This is a genomic window from Corallincola spongiicola, assembly GCF_004284785.1.
GTDB lineage: Bacteria > Pseudomonadota > Gammaproteobacteria > Enterobacterales > Neiellaceae > Corallincola > Corallincola holothuriorum.
Map to the genome: position 1 here is coordinate 15,660 of NZ_SHLY01000002.1, position 19,495 is coordinate 35,154.

16 protein-coding genes are annotated in these 19,495 nt (G+C 48.9%); 10 read left to right on the forward strand and 6 right to left on the reverse strand.

Going from position 1 to position 19,495, the window contains the following annotated elements; translation table 11 throughout:
• Positions 1 to 400: 400 nt before the first annotated feature.
• The 5 genes from EXY25_RS05790 (at position 401) to EXY25_RS05810 (ending at position 7,000) form a co-directional block, all read left to right on the forward strand.
• Positions 401 to 1,039 carry a GTPase-activating protein gene (locus EXY25_RS05790; protein ID WP_130566076.1) on the forward strand — a complete coding sequence of 213 codons (639 nt, stop codon included), beginning with the start codon at positions 401 to 403 and terminating at the stop codon, positions 1,037 to 1,039.
• Positions 1,039 to 1,506: a DUF2489 domain-containing protein gene (locus tag EXY25_RS05795; protein ID WP_246019512.1), complete on the forward strand. Its 468-nt coding sequence runs from the start codon at positions 1,039 to 1,041 to the stop codon at positions 1,504 to 1,506. Before EXY25_RS05790 ends, EXY25_RS05795 begins: the two co-directional genes overlap by 1 nt.
• A gap of 96 nt (positions 1,507 to 1,602) precedes the next feature.
• Positions 1,603 to 2,943 (forward strand): oxygen-independent coproporphyrinogen III oxidase, encoded by a 1,341-nt coding sequence (hemN, locus tag EXY25_RS05800; RefSeq protein ID WP_207232139.1) that lies wholly within the window; start codon positions 1,603 to 1,605, stop codon positions 2,941 to 2,943.
• Between the two features lie 247 nt (positions 2,944 to 3,190).
• A complete protein-coding gene (locus EXY25_RS05805) occupies positions 3,191 to 5,167 on the forward strand; it encodes a sensor histidine kinase (RefSeq protein WP_114339701.1) in 1,977 nt (658 codons plus the stop codon).
• A gap of 30 nt (positions 5,168 to 5,197) precedes the next feature.
• On the forward strand, positions 5,198 to 7,000 hold the full coding sequence (locus tag EXY25_RS05810; protein ID WP_130566078.1) for a permease: 1,803 nt from the start codon (positions 5,198 to 5,200) through the stop codon (positions 6,998 to 7,000).
• 18 nt (positions 7,001 to 7,018) lie between these two features.
• Here EXY25_RS05810 and EXY25_RS05815 read toward each other — a convergent pair whose 3' ends face one another.
• The gene (locus EXY25_RS05815; protein ID WP_114339699.1) at positions 7,019 to 8,239 is read right to left on the reverse strand and encodes a mechanosensitive ion channel family protein; all 1,221 of its coding nucleotides are present in this window, start codon (positions 8,237 to 8,239) and stop codon (positions 7,019 to 7,021) included.
• A gap of 118 nt (positions 8,240 to 8,357) precedes the next feature.
• Between EXY25_RS05815 and EXY25_RS05820 the strand changes: the two genes are divergently transcribed.
• Positions 8,358 to 8,918 (forward strand): lysophospholipid acyltransferase family protein, encoded by a 561-nt coding sequence (locus EXY25_RS05820; protein WP_130566079.1) that lies wholly within the window; start codon positions 8,358 to 8,360, stop codon positions 8,916 to 8,918.
• Between the two features lie 20 nt (positions 8,919 to 8,938).
• Here the strand turns inward: EXY25_RS05820 and EXY25_RS05825 are convergent, their stop codons facing one another.
• Genes EXY25_RS05825 through EXY25_RS05835 form a run of 3 tightly spaced genes read right to left on the reverse strand, consistent with a single transcriptional unit; the run spans position 8,939 to position 12,563 of the window.
• On the reverse strand, positions 8,939 to 9,613 hold the full coding sequence (locus EXY25_RS05825; protein WP_130566080.1) for a response regulator: 675 nt from the start codon (positions 9,611 to 9,613) through the stop codon (positions 8,939 to 8,941).
• 56 nt (positions 9,614 to 9,669) lie between these two features.
• Positions 9,670 to 10,002: a hypothetical protein gene (locus EXY25_RS05830; RefSeq protein WP_130566081.1), complete on the reverse strand. Its 333-nt coding sequence runs from the start codon at positions 10,000 to 10,002 to the stop codon at positions 9,670 to 9,672.
• Positions 10,003 to 10,022: 20 nt separating this feature from the next.
• Entirely contained in the window at positions 10,023 to 12,563 is a 2,541-nt protein-coding gene (locus tag EXY25_RS05835; protein ID WP_114339695.1) for a TIM-barrel domain-containing protein, read from the reverse strand.
• 337 nt (positions 12,564 to 12,900) lie between these two features.
• Between EXY25_RS05835 and EXY25_RS05840 the strand changes: the two genes are divergently transcribed.
• The 3 genes from EXY25_RS05840 to EXY25_RS05850 all read left to right on the forward strand — a co-directional run bounded on the left by EXY25_RS05840 (position 12,901) and on the right by EXY25_RS05850 (position 14,518).
• Positions 12,901 to 13,338 (forward strand): hypothetical protein, encoded by a 438-nt coding sequence (locus tag EXY25_RS05840; protein ID WP_130566082.1) that lies wholly within the window; start codon positions 12,901 to 12,903, stop codon positions 13,336 to 13,338.
• 91 nt (positions 13,339 to 13,429) lie between these two features.
• A complete protein-coding gene (locus EXY25_RS05845; protein WP_130566083.1) occupies positions 13,430 to 13,918 on the forward strand; it encodes a hypothetical protein in 489 nt (162 codons plus the stop codon).
• 129 nt (positions 13,919 to 14,047) lie between these two features.
• Positions 14,048 to 14,518 (forward strand): hypothetical protein, encoded by a 471-nt coding sequence (locus tag EXY25_RS05850; protein ID WP_130566084.1) that lies wholly within the window; start codon positions 14,048 to 14,050, stop codon positions 14,516 to 14,518.
• Positions 14,519 to 14,558: 40 nt separating this feature from the next.
• Here the strand turns inward: EXY25_RS05850 and EXY25_RS05855 are convergent, their stop codons facing one another.
• On the reverse strand, positions 14,559 to 16,538 hold the full coding sequence (locus EXY25_RS05855; RefSeq protein ID WP_130566085.1) for a bifunctional diguanylate cyclase/phosphodiesterase: 1,980 nt from the start codon (positions 16,536 to 16,538) through the stop codon (positions 14,559 to 14,561).
• A gap of 12 nt (positions 16,539 to 16,550) precedes the next feature.
• Positions 16,551 to 17,213, reverse strand: a complete 663-nt coding sequence (locus tag EXY25_RS05860) for a transglutaminase-like cysteine peptidase (RefSeq protein ID WP_246019513.1) — start codon at positions 17,211 to 17,213, stop codon at positions 16,551 to 16,553.
• A gap of 227 nt (positions 17,214 to 17,440) precedes the next feature.
• Between EXY25_RS05860 and prsK the strand changes: the two genes are divergently transcribed.
• Complete coding sequence (gene prsK, locus EXY25_RS05865; protein ID WP_130566086.1) at positions 17,441 to 19,489, forward strand: XrtA/PEP-CTERM system histidine kinase PrsK; 2,049 nt, start codon at positions 17,441 to 17,443, stop codon at positions 19,487 to 19,489.
• Positions 19,490 to 19,495 lie beyond the last annotated feature (6 nt).

Here is a 19,495-nt window from a genome sequence, read left to right on the forward strand (position 1 = left end):
CATGACCAGCAAGCGGGGAAGCGCTGCACACGGGTTTATTTAAACCCACACGGTTTTCGAGCGGCACACTGTGTTTGCTCAGACGTGAAAGGAAGCATTTAAAAAGAAGAAAAAGAACCAAAGCATGGAAGCCGACAAAAAAAATAGGGATGTGACCAGGATGTCTCCCATATACAGCAAGGATTGTTGATAAAGATTGTTTGGCCATACTGACGTGGCCGATTAATAAGGCGGGCGTTCCGCCTTTTTTATTGCCTGTTTTTCAAGTCGTTACCCTCGAATTTTTCCTGTTTTAGCCGCAACAAATGTTTCTCCTTTATCGTTCCCATTTCAAAGTAACCGCAATTGCGGCTGATCGGTTACAATACGCTGGTATTTCTTTCCCTGTGTTGAGAGCACCATGAGCCGTAAGCGTAAAACGAGAAAAGTTGGTTCCCTAGCGCCATCGCTGAAACCGAAAGCGATCGCCAAAGAGGAGCGAAGTAAGCTACAAAAACGCGCGAAAAACCGCAAAGGCTTAAAAGCGGGCCATCGGCAGGTCTTAGAGTCAAATAAGGCCAGCAAAGGCGCGGGTAGTGGACAGGCCAAGTTAGATGATGCCGTGGCTGAAAAACTGGGAAGTAAGAAGCCGGTTGCTCTAGCTCCTGCGGAAACTAAGCCAGTACAGCAGCCGCAAGCGGTGAAGAAACCGAGTAAGCCCGCTGTGCCGGTAATTGATACGCAGACCCGTGAGGTTGTTGATATTGAGAGCTTATCTCTGGATGAGCTTGAGACTGCGTTGGATCTGTTGGAACAAGATCCGGTGTTTAACCAGCTGCTCGATCTGGTTGATGAAGGTAAAGCCCTATCTGCCGAGCAACAAACGAATTTCGATCATTATGTCGCCGAACATGAGCGCCTCAGTGCTGCGCTTGGGATCACCGACGAAGAGGAACCGGAAGATACCGGCGCAGCACCGGCCTCTTCGGAAGACGAGCTGTGGAATAACTTTAATCAGGGTGAGTCATTGTTAAAACAGTTTCAGAAGGATGAGGATTAATGTCCCTGATGTTGTGGTTTTCAGGTGCTGTTGGCCTGTTGATTATTTTGGGATTGGCGGTTTATGCGGGGCGCCTGCTCTATTTGCTGAAGCAGCAACAGGATGAACAACGCCAGACTGTTGAGCGAAAAAATGCACGTTTGCTTGAGAGTATTTATACGATTGCGATGGCCGCAGAACAGCAGCAGTGTGAGTTGTCGGAGGCAGCCATTCGCCTTTGTGTGCTGTTGGGCCATTTGCGCCCCGTTGGCGTTACGATCAATTTTGTTGAGCGCTATCCAAATTTGCATGCCTTGTATGATCGAGTGAAACACTTGCCTACCCATGAGGCGCGGAAGAAGTACAAGCGTAACGAGATTATGCGTATGGATCTGCAGCGGATGCGGGACGAGGAATCGTTGGCTGACGCGATAATGCCTGAACTTTCGATGCTGCGAGGCTTACCTGCGGAGTTGCTGCACGCCTAGAGCCTTGTGGCTGGCAGAAGATTAATCGTTGATATCGTTATTACTGAGAGCTGGAGAAGATCCGTGACCACGCCAACCCCGATTTGGGATCAAGCCCTGATTGCCAAGTATAATCTGACCGGTCCTAGATACACCTCTTACCCAACCGCATTGGAGTTTAAAGAGGGGTTTGCCGCGGATGACTTGGTGAAAGCGATCGCGCGCAGCGAACGCAGCAGCTTGTCACTTTATGTGCATATCCCATTTTGTCATAAGCTTTGCTACTACTGTGGCTGTAATAAGGTGATCACTCGCCACCCACATAAGGCTGACACTTATCTCGACTTCCTCGAGCGAGAAATGGCAACTCGCGGCCCTCAGTTTCAGCACTATGAGGTGAAACAATTACACCTTGGCGGGGGGACGCCGACCTTCTTATCTGCTGAGCAGATGAGTCGCTTGATGGCGATGTTGAGGCGACATTTTGTTTTTTCGCCATCGATAGAACAGGGAATAGAGGTCGATCCCAGAGAGATCCCACTTTCTATGATGTCTCATTTGGCAGCAGAAGGATTTAACCGCATCAGTATTGGCGTCCAGGATTTTAATCCTGTGGTGCAACAAGCGGTTAATCGAGAGCAAGACAATGAGTTTATTCATGCGTTAGTGGCTGAAGCACGAACTCAGGGGATGTCGTCGGTAAACTTGGATCTTATTTATGGCCTTCCGCATCAGACGGCGTCGAGTTTTGCCAAGACATTAGAGCAGACGCTTGCGATGGATCCAGATCGTTTGTCTGTCTTTAACTATGCGCACCTTCCAGAGCGCTTTGCGGCACAGCGTAAGATCGACGAGACCGCCATGCCTGGGCCAGCAGAAAAGATGGCGATGTTTCGGCAAAGCATCGAGTATCTAACGGCGCAAGGCTATCAGTTCATTGGCATGGATCACTTTGCGAAACCTGATGATGAGCTGGCGAAATTACAACGTAGCGGTGCATTGCATAGAAATTTTCAAGGTTATACCACCCATGGTGAGTGTGATCTTTTGGGCTTGGGGGTTTCGTCAATCAGTCAGATCGGCGATTGCTACGTCCAGAATCAGCGCGAACTAAAGCATTATTATCAGCAACTTGATGAGCGTGGGGACGCGCTACATAAAGGCGTGTCTTTGCACCGAGACGACTTGATCCGGCGTGATGTTATCAAAGCGCTGATCTGTAACTTTGAATTGAACTTCGTCGATATTGAAGCGCGTTGGGATATTGCTTTCACTGAGTATTTCAGCGCTGCACTGACTGCATTGATGCCGCTAGCCGATGATGGTTTGCTTGCTATTTCTGAGCAGAAAATGGTTGTTAAGCCGCCGGGAAGACTGCTTATCCGAAGTATATGCATGTGTTTTGATGCTTACATGCAGCAACAGCTCAGACAGCGGCAATTTTCCCGCATTATCTGATTGGCTCGGAGTTGAATTACACAGCTTTTGCTGTATCTCAAATTTCGTTGCACCACATTAGGTATCGCCAAATCAAGTTGTTGGCCGTAGTATGGGGTTGCTAAAATGTTAATAATCTCTTGTTTGGGTGCTTAGTGCTGTTGAACCTCTTTTATCAAACAAAGTTACGCTCTTTGCCTGCGCAAAAAGTTGAGGCTTCTGCTGATAGCGTTATACTCCTTGACCAGAATGTGATGTGGCTCTAATTATGATCAAGGATCCGGCGCCGTTAGCGCGCCTTTGTCGTCGACAGTTAAGAATGTACCGCATGGCTTATACCGTGCTGGTATTGATTACTGTGGCTATCTCTTGGTTTGATTTTCGCAATGATATTAAGGACCTGCGCCACTCGGTCGAATCATCCTTTCAAGAACGTTTTTTATCTCTCAATAATCGATTGGAAAACACCACGTACTACGTGCGTGCGTTAGGTCAGCAATACCTGTTAGGGAAAGAAACCCCGGTAGGCTTACCTTTGCATCAGCTTGAGTCTCATCTGGTTCAATCTTCTACGCATTTTCAGCTTAGCAACAAAGAGTATTACAACCGTCCTTGGAGCTTTTTTGGTGCGGGCGAGTTTGAAGCGGATAACGCGGAATACCTACAAGAAGCCAATGCGGCATTAAAGATGGCCGATCTTTTGGTGTCTGCCCCTCTAGTAGAGCCGGCAGCTGTGCAAGCCTTCTACCATAACCCTGATGCCGGATTTTCATTTATCTATCCGCCATTGGACTGGCATGATTTTCAACCGGGCCCCCGTGATGGTGAGGTTCGTTATCGTTTGATCAACAGTGTGCTCCGCCCCCCCCAAGTCTGGTTACAACAAGGTGCTGAAGCGTATTGGACACGTCCCTATCTTGATTCTCGTGCGCAGGATCTGAGGGTTAGTTATTTGCAGCCAGTGAATTCTGGTGGCCGCTATCCTGCTTTGGTGGGAGCTGATGTAACGTTGGACTTCTTGGAGCGCTTTGTTTCGCCATTGGAAGGGCCAGCATCCACTTTGAGCGTGATTAACCTGCAGCCGCCCGTGCAACTGCTGGCCAGTGGACGCCAACTGGACGATGATCCTGATGCGCCGCTATTTGATGATGGTCAGTTACTGCAGTTACATGAGATGGCCGCCAGCCGTACCCGCAAGTTAGAGCGGATGGACGGTGATTTGGTGATGCTGCGTCAGTTTGAACATGCGCCTTGGTATTTTGTTTATAGCTCCAGTCCGCTAGCGATGCTGGATGAATTGCGTTGGCAATTGGTTGTTAACATCAGTGTGGTGCTGTTAGTCGCCATTATTGGTGCCGTAACTGATCGATTTATTCGCGCACGATTTACCCGTCCTATGGAACAGGTAGAGATGGATCTGGTCGTGCAGCGCGACGAGTTATCCCGAGCATTAGATGATCTTGAACTGGCAAAAAGTGAGCTGGTGCAGTCGGAGAAAATGTCGGCCCTTGGCAGTATGGTGGCTGGTGTGTCCCATGAGGTGAACACGCCGATGGGCGTGGTGGTGACGGCTGTGTCCCATTTGCGGGAGCAGATGACGCGAATGCAATATCAGTTTAAGGAGCAACGCTTGTCTCCCGGGCAGCTGGAGCAAGCATTAGAAGACGGCCTGAAAGGGCTGGATCTGATCCAATTTAATACCGACCGCGCTGTGCACCTGCTGCAGAGCTTCCGTCAGGTTGCTGCCGATCAGACACAAGGGGAGCGTCGACGCTTTCTGCTTGCGGAGTATATTCAGAAAGTTCTCGATAGCATTCAGCCCCGTTTCCGCGATTCGCAGGTTGAACTGCAGTTTCATTATGACCGCGATGTGGAGATTGATAGTTATCCCAGCGCGGTAGCTCAAGCGGTTATTAATCTGGTATTGAATGCCCAGAAGCATGGCTATGAAGCTGGCCAACAAGGCACTATCCGTTTGGTGCTGAGTTTTGATGACCACAGCCAGCGCGCGCGCCTCAAAGTGCAGGATGATGGCTGCGGTATGTCAGCCGAGGTGGCGGCCCAAGTCTTTGATCCTTTCTTTACCACTGCCCGCGCTGCTGGTGGTACGGGGCTCGGCCTCAGTATCAGCTATAATCTGGCAGCCGGTCCGTTGGGTGGTAAGTTAAGTTTGGAAACGCGTCAGGGCTTCGGTTCATCATTCACCCTGGAACTGCCTTTCCAAGCCCCTGTAAACATCTCATAGCGCAAGCGCTCAAGGTCTCAAAGACGAATCATGATGTTGGTTATCAGTATATTGGCGCTATTGGCCGGCCCACCTTTGTATGCGTGGGTACGACGTCATCCCGGTTGGCTGGCATTGACGGACAGCTTCGTGTTTGTTGTCGTCGGCGGTCTGGTGTTGTTCCATATACTGCCAGAGGTTATCCATGCTGGCGGCTGGCAAGTACTGCTGTTGGTTGCTCTTGGGCTGTTCGGTCCTACTCTATTTGAGAACTTATTTCGCCGCGCGGCACTGCAGATGCATAATGCCACCCTGTTGGTCGGGGTGCTTGGCCTAGCGTTGCATGCACTCGGTGATGGGGCTGCACTGGTGGATCATGGTGAAGCGGAAACCCATGGGTTATTAGCGCTGAGTGTCGTTTTGCATCGTATCCCCGTGGGTTTGACCGTGTGGTGGCTGTTACGGCCACAGTACGGGAGAGTGCTGGCATGGTTGGTGATTATCCTTATGTCAGTGACCACTTACACTGGGTTTGCTGCTGGTGAGCAGTTGGTTACCGCACTTGATAGTCATCAATTTGCTTGGTTCCAGGCATTTGTGGTTGGCGCTATTTTGCATGTGGTATTTCATCGACCCTACCACGTTGAAAGTGCCGAGCCGACGCCAACCATGACAGGTGTAGGTGGTCTACTGGGGGTGGTTGCCCTACTATTGATCCTGCTTCCAGGCTGGCTGGGATACCATCTGCATGAGCATCATGAAGAGATACATCATCTGTTACAGGACGCGGCGCCGGAAGCACAATGGCGCTTTCTCTACCTTGCTTTGAGTGTCGCGCCTTGGCTATTGCTCGCTTATGCCATTGCGGCGATGATTAACTACCTGTTTCCGCGTGCATTTTGGCTTTCACCGCGGCCGGGACGTTTGCCTGAGGCGCTGCGTGGTGCCTTGTTGGGCTTGCCGTTGCCGGTTTGTATTCCCGATGCCACACGTATCTATCCGATGTTATTGAAGCAGGGGGCGACACCGAGCTTTGCGCTGGCTTTCTTGGTCGCATCACCTGTATTTGGCTTTGATGCTTTACTGGTGTCGTTGCCACTGCTTGGGTTGGAGTTCACCGGCATACGTTTATTGGCCGCGTTGGCGCTGACACTGCTCGTAGGGACGATCGTTGGGCGTTTTGTTCGCAACGTTGCTATGCCTGAAGCGGAGCTTTCGGTCGAAGAGCCGCGTCAGCATAGTGCCAAACGGCTATTTCAGGCATTTACTGATGGCTATGCCCACCTGATTGATCATACGGCGCCTTGGGTGATTGTTGGTTTGGTGGTTGCTGCCACGTTAGCGCCAACGCCTGGATGGGATCTACTGGCTGAGCAGTTGTGGGCACAGTTTCTGTTAGTGATGTTGCTTGCATTACCGTTACATCTTTGTGCTACCGGACTAACGCCTGTGGTAACCGTGCTCTTGGCTGTAGGCCTTTCTCCTGCTGCGGGTCTATTGTTCTTGCTATTGGGGCCCATGGTAAATCTAACGCTGGTGCGCTTTCTTATTCACAGCCATGGTCGGGGTATTGCGCTTGCGATGGTCGTCGCCATGGTGTGCTTGTCGGCAATGATTAGTTGGTTTGCACAACCATGGTTAGTACTTCCCCCATGGCTGCCTGACACTGAAACCACGGTGTGGCAATGGCTGGCACTCGGCGTTTTGGTGGCGCTATATGCGATCTCATTGCTGCGGAACGGCCCACGGGCATTTATTGCTGAGCTGTTGCCGAGTGAGTTACTTCATCAACATCATCACCATCATGATGCCAACCATGGCCACCACCATCATAATGGTGACCATAAGCACTGAGCCATGCTCTGGCTAAGCCTAGTTAGTGAGCCGTTGAAAATCTTGTCCGCTGGGTGCTTGAAACGCTCTCAGTCCGAACACTGGTAAGATGGCAAAGATATGGTCGAAAAGATCAGCCTGTAGCGCTTCATAGTGTGCCCAGCGCTTATCGTTGCTGAACAGGTAGAGCTCTATCGGTAAGCCTTCACTGGTAGGAGCCAGTTGTCGGACAAGTAGGGTGAGTTCACCGTTTACCAAGGGGTGTTGCTTTAAGTATTGTTCAAGGTAGGCGCGGAAGGTGCCGATATTGGTCAATTGCCGATGGTTACACGGATGTTTGTCGTGCCATTGGCCTATCTCTGTCCGCTTCTGCTCCAAGTAGGGGCTGAGCACCGAGATCTCACTGAGGGCATTGAATGTCTCTTCATCAAGAAACTTGATGCTTTGTACATCAAGGTGCAGTGAGCGTTTGATCCTACGGCCACTTGACTCTTCCATGCCGCGCCAGTTTTTAAACGCATCTGAGAAAAGCGCATAAGTGGGGACTGTGGTGATGGTTTTATCCCAGTTTTGTACCTTCACTGTGGTTAGGCCGACATCTTGTACTGCGCCGTCAGCGCCAAATTTCTTCACCTCGATCCAGTCACCACAGCGCACCATATCATTAGCGGCTAGTTGCAAACCGGCAACAAAACCCAGGATAGTATCTTTGAATACCAACAGCAGCACCGCAGTAAATGCGCCCAAACCGCTAAGCAGTACCATGGGGGAGCGATCGATTAGCATTGACGCGCCCAGGATGAGTGATAGTAGCAATACGAACAGCTTCGCTAACTGAGCAATACTGCGTAATGGCAATTTGTTGCTATTGCTATGACGGCTGGCCAATGCTTCTAGCGCACTGAGTAGAGCCATGAGGCCACGGCAGATGACAAACAATAGATAGAGCGACACGACGAGTGTGAGTATTCGCTCACTATTGGGCCGATCCGCAAAGGCATTGGGTATCAGTGAGATCATTAGCACGGCGGGTGCGAGGTGCGCCAGATGCTCCATTACTTTGAAGTCGACCAGTAAGTCGTCCCATTTCATCGGGCTACGTTTGATCACTTGCCTGACAGCTTTGAGGAGTATGCGGCGGGTCATAAGATCCGCCACGACTGCTATCAGTAATAACAGAGTGATCAGCAGAGCATCAATGAGTAACGGATTCACTGGGAAGTTGGCGTTTATTAGCCAATGGGTTAGGGTGTCACGCATTTTTCCGGCTCCATACTGTAAGTACCGTGTATGTTAAAGCAGCGCACATGGCTGGAGAAAGTCTAAAGTTATTGTTGTAGCAGCATTTTGTTGCTGACTTTGAAGTGAGGGTGGTTTGATGTGGCAAAATTTTTGCGGCTGGTTATTGAAACGGGCTGGTTGGCGAATTGATGGTGATCTGCCAAACATCCCTAAGTTTTTACTAATAGGTGCCCCTCACACCAGCAATTGGGACTTTGTTGTTTGTATCATTGCGCGTTTTGCTTTGGGCTTAGAGATTAAATTCCTGGGTAAACATCAGCTGTTTAAACCACCATTCGGATGGATATTTCGTGCGCTGGGTGGCTATCCTGTGGTTCGCCATCAGCGGGGTAATGTGGTGCAGGACGCGGTTGACCTTTTCGACCGTCATGAGAAATTTGTCTTGGGTTTGGCACCAGAGGGTACTAGAAAGCATGTTGGCCATTGGCGATCTGGCTTTTATCACATAGCGCTCGGCGCAAAAGTACCTTTAGTTCTATTGGGGTTAGACTTTGGTAATCGACGCTTATGCTTGTCTGAGCCTATGTACCTTACGGGGGATCGCAGCACCGATGCGGCTGCGATTGAGGCTTTTTTCAAACCGATTCAAGGTAAGAAGCACCAGCCTATTCCCAAAGGATTAGGCTGGGACGATTAGATGATTGGCTGGCGTGCGTGTTAATCGACAATGTAAGCGTGTGATGCTGGCAGGTAGTCTCGAAGATCCTGCAGTAAGCCGATTTTTCCTAAAGTGAGCGGCTCGCCGGAGGGCACGAGAACATAGCCTGAATCGCTTAGGATCGGTTGCGCCAATAGCATCCCTTCCACTAATGCGTCGAATCCAACTTTCTTGCCTGGTCCGTCTACATCGTTGATACCGTCTACGCTGGCATCAATTTGTAATGGCTTCTCTGTATCTAATATCTCATAAGCGATCGCTGGACGCAGCTCAGGCTGTGGGCCGAGTAGTAGATGATCGATGCGGGTTTTTAACTGGTCAGCACCAATGCTTTTATTGATGATCGCATCGGCATCCAATGCGATGGCTGTGCCAAGCACTGCCATCTCATCATGGCTGGTGATGACCATGACACGGGTGTTTCTGGGTTGTTCCGTTGCGCCGCAGCGGATCTTTTGTAGTAGCGTTAGACCGTTTACACCTGGCATCTCTATATCGGTGAGAATGAGGTCATATTCGCTCTCTTTTAGGCAGATAATAGCCTCATCGCCATCGCTGGCGACAGTAATAGAGCGAAAGCCCAATTGCTGTAGCAGGCTATTCAATAGGTGGCGAGTGATCGGCTCATCATCCACCAACATAATATTGAAATTACCCCACACCCCTTCGCTCATCTTGCTCTCCCTATGCTCTAGAAATAAGGGTGCCGATGGCACCCTTATTAAAATTGCTATTTGTTTTGGGCGTTTCGCCACCGATAGCAGTAGACCAAGCTACTGTTATCTTGATGTTTGACCTCTTCCCATAAGCCTAGTTCCTGAAAATAGTGCTTAGCCTCCTCCATTTCGCCTTGGGCGATAGGGGGATACAGATCACCAGGATCATGGGTTACGTCAGCCAATGACTCGGACAAAGAGACCGGTTTAGTACGCCAACGATAGCAATAGACAATGCCGTCCACGCTTTGTTGCTTTACTTCATGCCATATTCCGAGCTCGGAGAAGTAACGTTTCGCTTCTTCAAACTCGCCGGCTTGCGCCGGCGGAGTTAGTTTAAAGGCCATTTTAAGCTCCTAAAAAAGGATTACTTCCAACGAACTTCAATGTGATTAACAAACGCGAGCTTCATTACACCGACTTTGGCGTAGACACGGTTGCCGTCTTGGAACCAGCCGCGAGCCGCACGCTTATACTCTTGCATGCTGTCAAAGCGCTTTAAACGCTCTTTACGATAGGCAACGGAGGCGATCTCCTGACCGTGCGTAATAAACATAGCGTTTACTTCGCGTCCCGGCTTCATACCATCGTAACGACCACGACCTTCAGCAATGGTTAGCTCTGCCGAGTTATTCCGTTGCTTGAGGATAAGGTCAGTGTTAACGGTTCCTTTGCCTGTATTCTTATAGCTAACGGACTCGCCATCGTCTTCGTAAAGTGTGAATTTACTCTTCAGCTTGCCATCACCTAAATAAGCGACTACCAGCAAAGTATTTTGCTTCTGGCCAGTGCCACGCAGACCATCGATATTCAGCAGAGTGTCATCAACCACGATCTGTGGAATAACGGTGCCGGTTTTAACGAAGGTCGGTAGGCGATAGATGCCTTCACGATAGAGTGGGAATGGACCAAACCATTCGCCAGCACTTTGATAGCGTTCGTGATCGTGGAAGTCAATCCATTCACCTTTAGGCAGATACACCAAGGCTTCTGTTGCACCGGCTTCAGCAACGGTCGCAACGATCATCCGATCACCGATCATCTTCTGGTTAGCCAGTGTGCGAACGCCGGGATCATCCTGATAGTGATAAACCATCGGAGGGAAGATCGCCGCACCACGTTGATAGGCTTCGTGTGCTAGCGAGTAGTAATAAGGAGACAGTGCGTAACGTTGACGAATGATCTCGCGGTTACTATTTACATCGCCAATTTTCGCCGGACTGGTCTCTTTGCAGTTACAAAGGTTTTCGGTATGTGGGCGCATTGGGATATCAATTGCAGCACTGACCGCTAACCACTGGGTGTACATCTCATCGGCGTTGGCGCCAGCAAGCGCTTTGCGATGGAAGCCGCCAATATCGGAACCATAATAGTCGAAACCAGACATCGACATATGCATCTGGGTATTGATGTGTGCGGCCAGATTTTTCAGGTTGGAGCCAATATCACCGGACCAGATAGCTGTGCCAAAACGTTGGCTACCAGCAGTACCTGAACGACTCAAAATGAATGGGCGTTGAGTGTGCTTATTGCGGGCGTAACCTTCAGCGATGCTCTGGCTCCAGAACAAGTTGTACAGGTTATGAACATCTCGATGACCGTGTTGAGTTTCAGTACCGATACCAACACCAGCATACCAAGCGTTGACGTCAAATTGCTCTGGTTCACCCAAATCTGTCCAGTGGCCCATGACACCATCTTTGATTAGCTGTTCACGGCGCCAATCATGGAAGAAGTTAGCACCTTCCAGATGAGTGTAATCAAGCATGCCGCCTTTACCCCACCATGGCTGTGAATTCAGATAGACGGGATCACAAGGGTATGGGCATTGGCGAACCAAATAACCTTTGGTGGCCATAGTCAGGTATTCAGGTAGACGTTTGCCAACGTAGGGCTCTTCAATGGTGACGACACCCAGACCATATTTCTCTTTGTACTCTTTGATCCGCAGTTTGGGGCTAGGGAAGTTAGTTTTGTCCCAACGCATGGAGCCCATTTTCGTGTTTTCAGAGCCTTCGCGAATACCACCAAACCATTGTAGGTCGAGGAATGCACCATCAACTGGGAATTTGGCTGCACGCAGGTCGCGCATTGCGACGTCAATCTCTTTCCAGTTGTCGAAACCGTATTCTGACATCCACAAACCAAACATCTTCCGTGGTGGCACCGGTGGGCGCCCTGTCAGGTCAAGGTAACCAGAACGCAGGTCTTGTAAGTTACGGCCACCGATAACGTAAGCACGGATCGCATCGCCACCGGTTTCTACTTTGTATGGGTCGGCAGAAAAATCCCAAGTTTGGGCGTAGGTGTTATCCAGAAACAGGGCGTAGTTCTGCATACCCTGGCCAAGGAAATAGGCGACGGGAACTTGCATGTTGCCAACAGCCCCACCACCTTGATTGACCATCTTGTTACCAAACTCACTGCCTGGTGTGCGGCGTTGACCACTGAGATCACCGTTGATCTCACCAAGTTTCTTATGTTGCTCACCAAGGCCATAGATATGATAGAAATTTTCACGACTGAACTGCAGACTCAGTTTGTCAGGCTTGGTTGATGTCGGACAAAAATTACTCAGCTCATATTCTGGCTGTTTACGAATGTCCGTCACTTTTACGCACAGTGAAGAGGTATCAACACGAATAGAGAGTGTTTTTGTTTTTAAGGTGTTACCACCAGCAGGGATCGGTTTAGCTTTATGGTCGTTGCGCAGCACCATGGGTGACGTATAGATACGACCGGAAGATGCATTTCCGTTCATCGCCCACTCTAGATGAATCAAATCATCTTCGAGTAGTTCGATAGAAAGAACGTTTTTGCCACTTACGGTGCGGTATACCGACGCCGACTGTGCAGCAAAACTGAACAGACATGAGAGCAATGTCAGCAAATAGATCGGTTTAACCACGGGAAGACTCCTCGAATATGGTTCTAGTTATTACGCGTGTTGCCAGGTTGTTACGAATATTACCGTAAACTGTACAATAACCCGACATTTTCTATCGCCTAACAGAGGATCGAACCGCGTTAATTTTGAAGTTCATCGCAAAAAAACAAACTTTAGGCCTAAAATTAACATCTTTTTCGGTGATTGACTGGTGTCGGAAAACCGTCAATCGCCGCCTCTGGTCAGGTAAGTAAAGCATTTTGTGTGCCAGACATTTTATATGAATTCGTGATTTGCGATCAGTGACACGTGTTCGCAACTTGCTAATATGTGGCTAGTTTTGTTTACGGAATAAGCAATGAACTTTCTAATTCGGTTATTTGGCATCTATATGCTGTTTTATTCAGGGTTACTTCATAGTGAACAACCGCCATCACACCCTTTAGATGCATATCAAGCTGCGTGCCCTTTGAATAACCCGCAGCCAGTTCAATTAGCAGAATGTTATATTGATGTTGTCGATGAGTGGCGTGATGAGGTCGAGCGAGTTTACGATTTCGTATTGGAGCGTAAGGTTGCACAGAAGCGTTTTCAGGAAGCAAAACTGATCAAGCAAGCACAGACGAACTTTTTGGCGTATCGAAAGTTGGTCGCCACGCAGTGGCAAAATAGCTGTAACGGCAGCGCTGCTTGTCAGGTGCAGTTACCGGAGTTGGAGCTTGTGGCGCAGCGGGAAAGATATTTTCAACTTGAAGCCTATGTTGACTGTATCAACTGTTTCCCGTCCTATAAGTGATAACGCTGGACAATGGTCATAGAATTGGCGAATAATTAAGCGTCTGCCAATTTAATCTCTTTCATAAAACAGGCTAGGCAAGGATGTCAGCATGAAAATCAAGAAGTTAGTCTACGGTGTGCTAGGTGTAGCCGCGTTGTTTGCGTTGCAGCATTCCAGCGAAGGGGAAGCATTGATTATGGATCGGGTGCTTGCTTGGGCAAATCAAACGCCATTTTATGCACAAGCCAGGGTTCGCTACTCAGTGAAGGGGATTGAAGGGGAAGGTCTGTTGCTGTTCCAGCTTAACCCTCTCGATGGGTGCCGTAATACGCTGAAAGATTTTATTGCTGAGGTCACCCGCTGTGAAGACTGTGAGTTGACGTCAATAAGCTGCTCTATTTCACCAACCCCTTATCAAAAACAGTTGCTTGACGGCGACGATGGAGAAAGGGGTTACATGTTGGTGCAACATAGCAGTGATGATATGAGCCGAGCGGTGCTGCAGTATTGGGGTCTAGATCATCAACAGTGGTTCCAAGTTTGCCAGAGTATGCGTGGCAATTTGAGTGATACGGATCTTCAGGCGCGTTGCATTTAACGCCGCATCATGTGAAGGTAGGTCGCGCTGTTGTATGAAGTAGAGCGTGTTTTGTCCTGCTGTCGACAACCGCAATAGTTATTATTTCTTAGATTAGCCATTGTTGGCTTTTAACAGGGAAAGTCGGTTGTGAATGTAATGAAACCGCTGTTACCCGCGGTACTAATTTTTTCGTGTCTGAATTTAGCTGGCTGTGGTGGTGGGGGATCTGATTCTCCGGAAGAGACCTCACCCGGCGTGGTGATTCCTGTTGACCCTGCGCCGCCAGAAAACCCTCAACCCAGTGATCTGCCTGTGCTAAGTTGGAATGCGCCTACTACACGTACAGATCATACTCCGTTACAAAGCTGGGAAATCGACAAGTATCAAGTTTGGTATGGTCAAGATCGCCTTCAACTTGAGCTACTCGATGAAGTGCCTGGCGGCGATGAAAGACCAGAGCTAGTGGTTGATATGTTGGACGATGGTTACTATTTTTTTGCGGTCACCGTCGTTGATAGTGATAGCTTAGCCAGCGACCGATCTAAGGTTGTTTTTAAACGGGTTCCTGATGATTTGTTGCCTTCGGGCAACGGTGCTGGGACATCAGCAATAAACTAGCGGAGGCTTCGTGAGCATCCACTTGAGGCTGATGATAAGGCTATTTGCCGATATCATCGACCGAGTAAGGTTGCCCAAACAGGTAGCCTTGCAGACCATCGATACCTAACTCTTTGAGGGTGTTCGCCGCTTCCTCATCCTCAACTTGCTCGGCAAATACCGCAATATCAAGACCGTGTCCCAGCTGTATTAGGGTTGTTATAAAATCTTTGTTTTCAATATCTTTGTTGATGTCATGGACGTAGTTACCTGCCACTTTAATATGGTCGGGGCGGATCTGTTTTAGGTAGGAAAAGGGTAAGGTGCTGACACCAAATTTCTCTATGGTGACTTTGAGACCAAGTGCTCTGACGGTTTGTATAAAGCTCTGTGCAGCTTTCATATGTAATTGAATACTATGTTCACTGAGTTCAAAGGTGATGCGTTTACGAAGACCTCTGGCTTTGGGAAGCTGGTTGGCCAACCAAGCTAGAAATTCTGTACTGAGCATCGTTTGCATTGACAGGTTAATGGCTAGCCGAGCGCCTTGATGCACACGCGCCACTTCCAGTGCTTCCTTGATCACTGCGCGATCAAGTTGTTCAATCAACCCCAATCGACTCAGCTCGGCGAATAGATCTGGCGTGTTCATCGCCGCCCCTTGGTCGTCAAAGAATCGTGATAGCAATTCGAACATCTGCACTTGCTGACCATCTTTAGCAAGAATTGGCTGACAGCTTAGCTTGAGCTGCGGCGGTGTGATGAGCCTGCTCATTTTGGCTCGCCGTTGACTAATATCCAGTTGGTCAGTCGCCAAATTCTCTTCCGGCGCCAATATATGGAATCGCTGTTCACCTGGTTGTCCCGCCAGTGTTAATGCGTGGTCGGCGTTGGCAAGTAGTTGTTTCAACTCCATACCGGGACGATATTCACAGATACCAAGGATGGCGACGCCCTGTGTCTGTTCTGGGTGGGCTAGCGCATCCAATGAAGTGCTCAGGCTATTGGCGTCTTGGTCTAGCTGATGGAGTCTGGGTACAACCATTGCTATCTCGCTTTCTGATGTGCGAAATGCCATGCCTTCGAAATGCTCAGCGAGCTCGCGACATAGTTCGCAGACTCGTTTTACCTGATCTTTGGCAATTGGGGCGCCAGCTCTTTGCTGCAAGCTTTCAAGTCCAGTTAAGTGAACGAACCATAAAGCGCCACTGGGTTGCTCTGGATCATTCAGTAGTTGTTTGAGGTGAGCGAGAAAGGCGCGACGATTACCTAATTGGGTTAAGCCATCAATATAGGCTTCGGCTTGCAGCTTATCGGCACGTTCGCTGACTGCTTTGAAGTTCTTCTCTATCGCTTTCGCCATACGGTTCATCGCTAAGACCACACTTCTAAGCTCTTCTGTGCCAGGGAGCTGACTAATTTTCGAAAAATCGCGTGCCGCAATGGCATTGGCTTGAGCTTCGATTGCACGCAGTGGACGAACAATGAAAAACAACAAAGCGTAGCCAATCAGCGATGCAACAGCGGCGATAAGTAGGGCGACTAACAAACTCTTTTTTGCTGATTCCCATAGGTATTCGTAAGCCAAACCAGTATTACTTTTTATTTCAATCGCTCCCAGCTTTTCCCAGGCGTAAAGCTCTGACGTACCTACGCCGGGTTCAAGTACATACCAATTCACAAACCAACTGGGGACGCCCTCTATTTGATTACTTCCGACCCTTTTTAATACCTCTTTGCCTGCTTTGTCGGTTAGGGTGAACTCAACGATATAGTTCGAATCAACCAAGCTACTGACTTGCGTTTCTACCATCGCCAGATCCCCCGCAGCCACATAGTCCCGGCACCACATACCGAAGTAGTATGCGGTGTCCTGAGCATGGGTGCTGAGCTGTGCTTTTAGGTACTGTTGGGTTTGGTTTAGTTGTACAGCAAAGTAAGCAACGGAACCAAGCAAGCTGGTGGCGATAAGCAGGCGTATCACCTGACCGCGAAAAGTCGGGCCGAGGAACAACCGTTTGATTAATGGAGTGGCTGACATGGCGTATTCCTCTTAATAACCTGATTCTATTCGGTTTAATAATTCGTGCCAGGGAGCCTGGCTGTTCTCAATAACACGTTTACCTTGGTTTAAAGCTTTACTTTGCCATAACCCTTCCGCATTAAAGCTGTACACAGGGATAAGATCTTTACGCTTTGAGGCGGGTAAAATACTATCGGTCAAATTGTCCAGAACCAGTGGCATTGAGTCGGGTTCAGGATAATAGGTGAGCACCATATGTGCTTGATTAATACGCACGGCTTTCACATACATTAGCCGCAGTTTTTCCGGGGCGACACCAAGTGCACGGAGAGAAAAATATTTGGCGATGGAATAGTCTTCACAATCCCCTGCCCCCGTCGCAATCAGCTCAATAGGGGTGGCCCAGTAGTCGACTTTCCCCCAATGGCTTTGATCGCTGCGAAATTCAATTTTGTTAAAATGCTTGTTAATCAGCTTCAATTTATCCCTTTCAGATAAATTTTGCCCTCTTTCTAACAAACGCTTTAACTTTCGCACCCGTGCTGCGGCTTCGTCACCATAATCTTCACTGACTTTGGTAAACAGTGCAGGTGAAAAAATTTGTAGGAAGTCATCTGAACGCAAAGATGCGATTAACAGTAAACCGCATAGAAAAATGGCAATTTTTGCGATATTTGACAGTGGGAGCGACACAGAATGCCTGCAGTTTTTTGTCGATATATCCAGTGTAGTGCAGACTTCGGCGCTATGGGATATTCGCTAACCTCTTGGTTCGGCGCTCGAATCACGTTTTTTGTGGTTTATTTACGATTGCTTCTCGTTTCTAAGATGCTCTGATATTGCTGGTAAGTAATTACTGTTAGTATCGACGTCGTTTAACGTTGCTGTTTTGCTGTGATACATCGGAGGTTGATGACAGCATGGATATGGCTCATCTTAATTTAGCCAGCTATCTCTTTGCCGCCTTGGCATTTCTGCTCTTTTTTGGGCTTCAGCTGACCGCGCGTAGAGAGGGGTTGCCAGCACGATTGTTGGTGGTTGCAACGCTGGTTAGTGGGATCTGGTCGTTAGTGCTGGCGGTGGCCAGTTTGACTGCAAGCCCTCCCTATCACTTGATGTTAGCGCTGGACGCCGTTCGCTATATTGCCTGCATTTTGTTTTTGGGCAGCCTGTTACAAACGTCTGATAATTTGAATCAACTGATTGCCCAAAGTCGGCTATTGCGGATATTTGTGCCATTAGCTTTGTTGCTGGTGGTGATGGATCTCTTTATGCCTGAGCTAGGTTTTCCGCCAGTGACCGTGCTGTTTAGTGCACATCTGTCACTTGCGGTGGTTGGTCTAATGATTGTTGAGCAAGTCTTTCGCTTTGGTGATCGGCAGCAGAAGTGGGCATTAAAGCCACTGTGTTTGGCCTATGGGGCGCAGTTCGCGTTTGATTTTGCCATGTTTGCGGAAGCGACGCTGTTTAATCATCTCGATCTCATGATGTGGGTCGGGCGAGGTGTCGTTTTTGCTCTTACCGTGCCGTTTCTACTTATCTCAGCTCGACGCATCAAGCAGCTATCGTTGCGGATCTTCGTATCTCGTCAGGTGGTTTATCACAGCACCTTGCTGTTTGGCGCTGGCTTGTATCTGCTGTTGATGGCTGCTGTTGGCTATTACATTCGCTTTTTTGGTGGTGAGTGGGGAACACTCGGGCAAGTGCTGTTTTTTGCTTTAGCGTTGCTTCTGCTGGCTTCTCTGTTCTTGTCAGAATCACTGCGCCGCCAAGTGCAAGTGTTTATAACCAAACATTTTTATGCCAACCGTTATGATTATCGAATTGAATGGTTGAAAACCAACCAGAAATTGGCAGAGCGAGCGGATGACGCTTGTATTTACCAGACTGCCCTTGATGCAATGGCCACGGTTGCCAAGGCACCTGCCGGCATCCTTTTACGTCGTTCAGACCGTATGCTGTCTATTCAGGCCCATTTGGGAACAATTACTGCGGAACAAGCGCAACTTATTGCTAGCGAGGTGATCCGTGCGGAAGCGTTTTGTTTGCAAAGTCGCTGGATTATCGACCTGCATGAATTTTCCGAGCACCCTGAACGTTACCCAGAACTGACGCTCGATGTACCGTTGCTGCACAAGTACGGAATCAAAACTTTAGTGCCGATGATCGAGGGGGAAGAGCTGACCGGATTTTTTGCCTTAGGTCGGTTAGAGGGGGAACCTGAAATCAATTGGGAAGACAGGGATCTCTTCAACACGGTGACCCATCAGCTTGCGACTTTTCTTAGTCTGCATGAAGCGTCGGAAGCCTTAGCAGAATCCAAACAGTTTGATGCGTTTAACCGCATGTCTGCTTTTTTAGTGCATGATTTGAAAAACATTGTGGCGCAGCTAAATCTCATTGTGGTTAACGCTGTGAGGCATAAACATAACCCCGAGTTTATCGATGATAGCCTGGATACATTGACCAATGCGGTGTCAAAGATGCAGCGCATTATGAACCAGTTGAAGCAGAGTACGCCCTCTCCTGAGTCTCGGCGGCAGGTCGCTTTGTGCGCTTTGTTAGAAGAACAAGTCGCACGGCATCAGTCACAACAACCGCAACCTGAATTATCATGTGTAACCGATGCCACAATTCGAGTAGATAGCGAGCGTTTATCCGCCATTATTGGTAATTTGATCCAAAATGCGCAAGACGCTACCGACAAAAGCGGTAGCGTGACGGTGAGCCTTACAACTAATAACGATTGGGTGGATATCTGCGTCAGTGATACTGGCTCCGGCATGTCTGCTCAATTTATAAACGAACGATTGTTTAAACCCTTTGACACGACTAAGGGTAACGCTGGTATGGGTATCGGGGTATACGATGCTCGCCAGTTTGTGCAGAACTGTGGTGGTAATTTAACGGTGCAAAGTGAGCTTGGGGAAGGTAGCTGTTTTACCCTGCGCTTGCCCCTTCACAGCTAGTGTGGA

Coding starts and splice junctions, on each gene's coding strand:
- EXY25_RS05840 (WP_130566082.1), top strand. CDS start 12,901: ATGAACTTTCTAATTCGGTTATTTGGCATCTATATGCTGTTTTATTCA.
- EXY25_RS05845 (WP_130566083.1), top strand. CDS start 13,430: ATGAAAATCAAGAAGTTAGTCTACGGTGTGCTAGGTGTAGCCGCGTTG.
- EXY25_RS05855 (WP_130566085.1), bottom strand. CDS start 16,538: ATGTCAGCCACTCCATTAATCAAACGGTTGTTCCTCGGCCCGACTTTT.
- EXY25_RS05820 (WP_130566079.1), top strand. CDS start 8,358: ATGTGGCAAAATTTTTGCGGCTGGTTATTGAAACGGGCTGGTTGGCGA.
- EXY25_RS05805 (WP_114339701.1), top strand. CDS start 3,191: ATGATCAAGGATCCGGCGCCGTTAGCGCGCCTTTGTCGTCGACAGTTA.
- EXY25_RS05790 (WP_130566076.1), top strand. CDS start 401: ATGAGCCGTAAGCGTAAAACGAGAAAAGTTGGTTCCCTAGCGCCATCG.
- EXY25_RS05830 (WP_130566081.1), bottom strand. CDS start 10,002: ATGGCCTTTAAACTAACTCCGCCGGCGCAAGCCGGCGAGTTTGAAGAA.
- EXY25_RS05795 (WP_246019512.1), top strand. CDS start 1,039: ATGTCCCTGATGTTGTGGTTTTCAGGTGCTGTTGGCCTGTTGATTATT.
- EXY25_RS05810 (WP_130566078.1), top strand. CDS start 5,198: ATGATGTTGGTTATCAGTATATTGGCGCTATTGGCCGGCCCACCTTTG.
- prsK (WP_130566086.1), top strand. CDS start 17,441: ATGGATATGGCTCATCTTAATTTAGCCAGCTATCTCTTTGCCGCCTTG.
- EXY25_RS05825 (WP_130566080.1), bottom strand. CDS start 9,613: ATGAGCGAAGGGGTGTGGGGTAATTTCAATATTATGTTGGTGGATGAT.
- EXY25_RS05815 (WP_114339699.1), bottom strand. CDS start 8,239: ATGCGTGACACCCTAACCCATTGGCTAATAAACGCCAACTTCCCAGTG.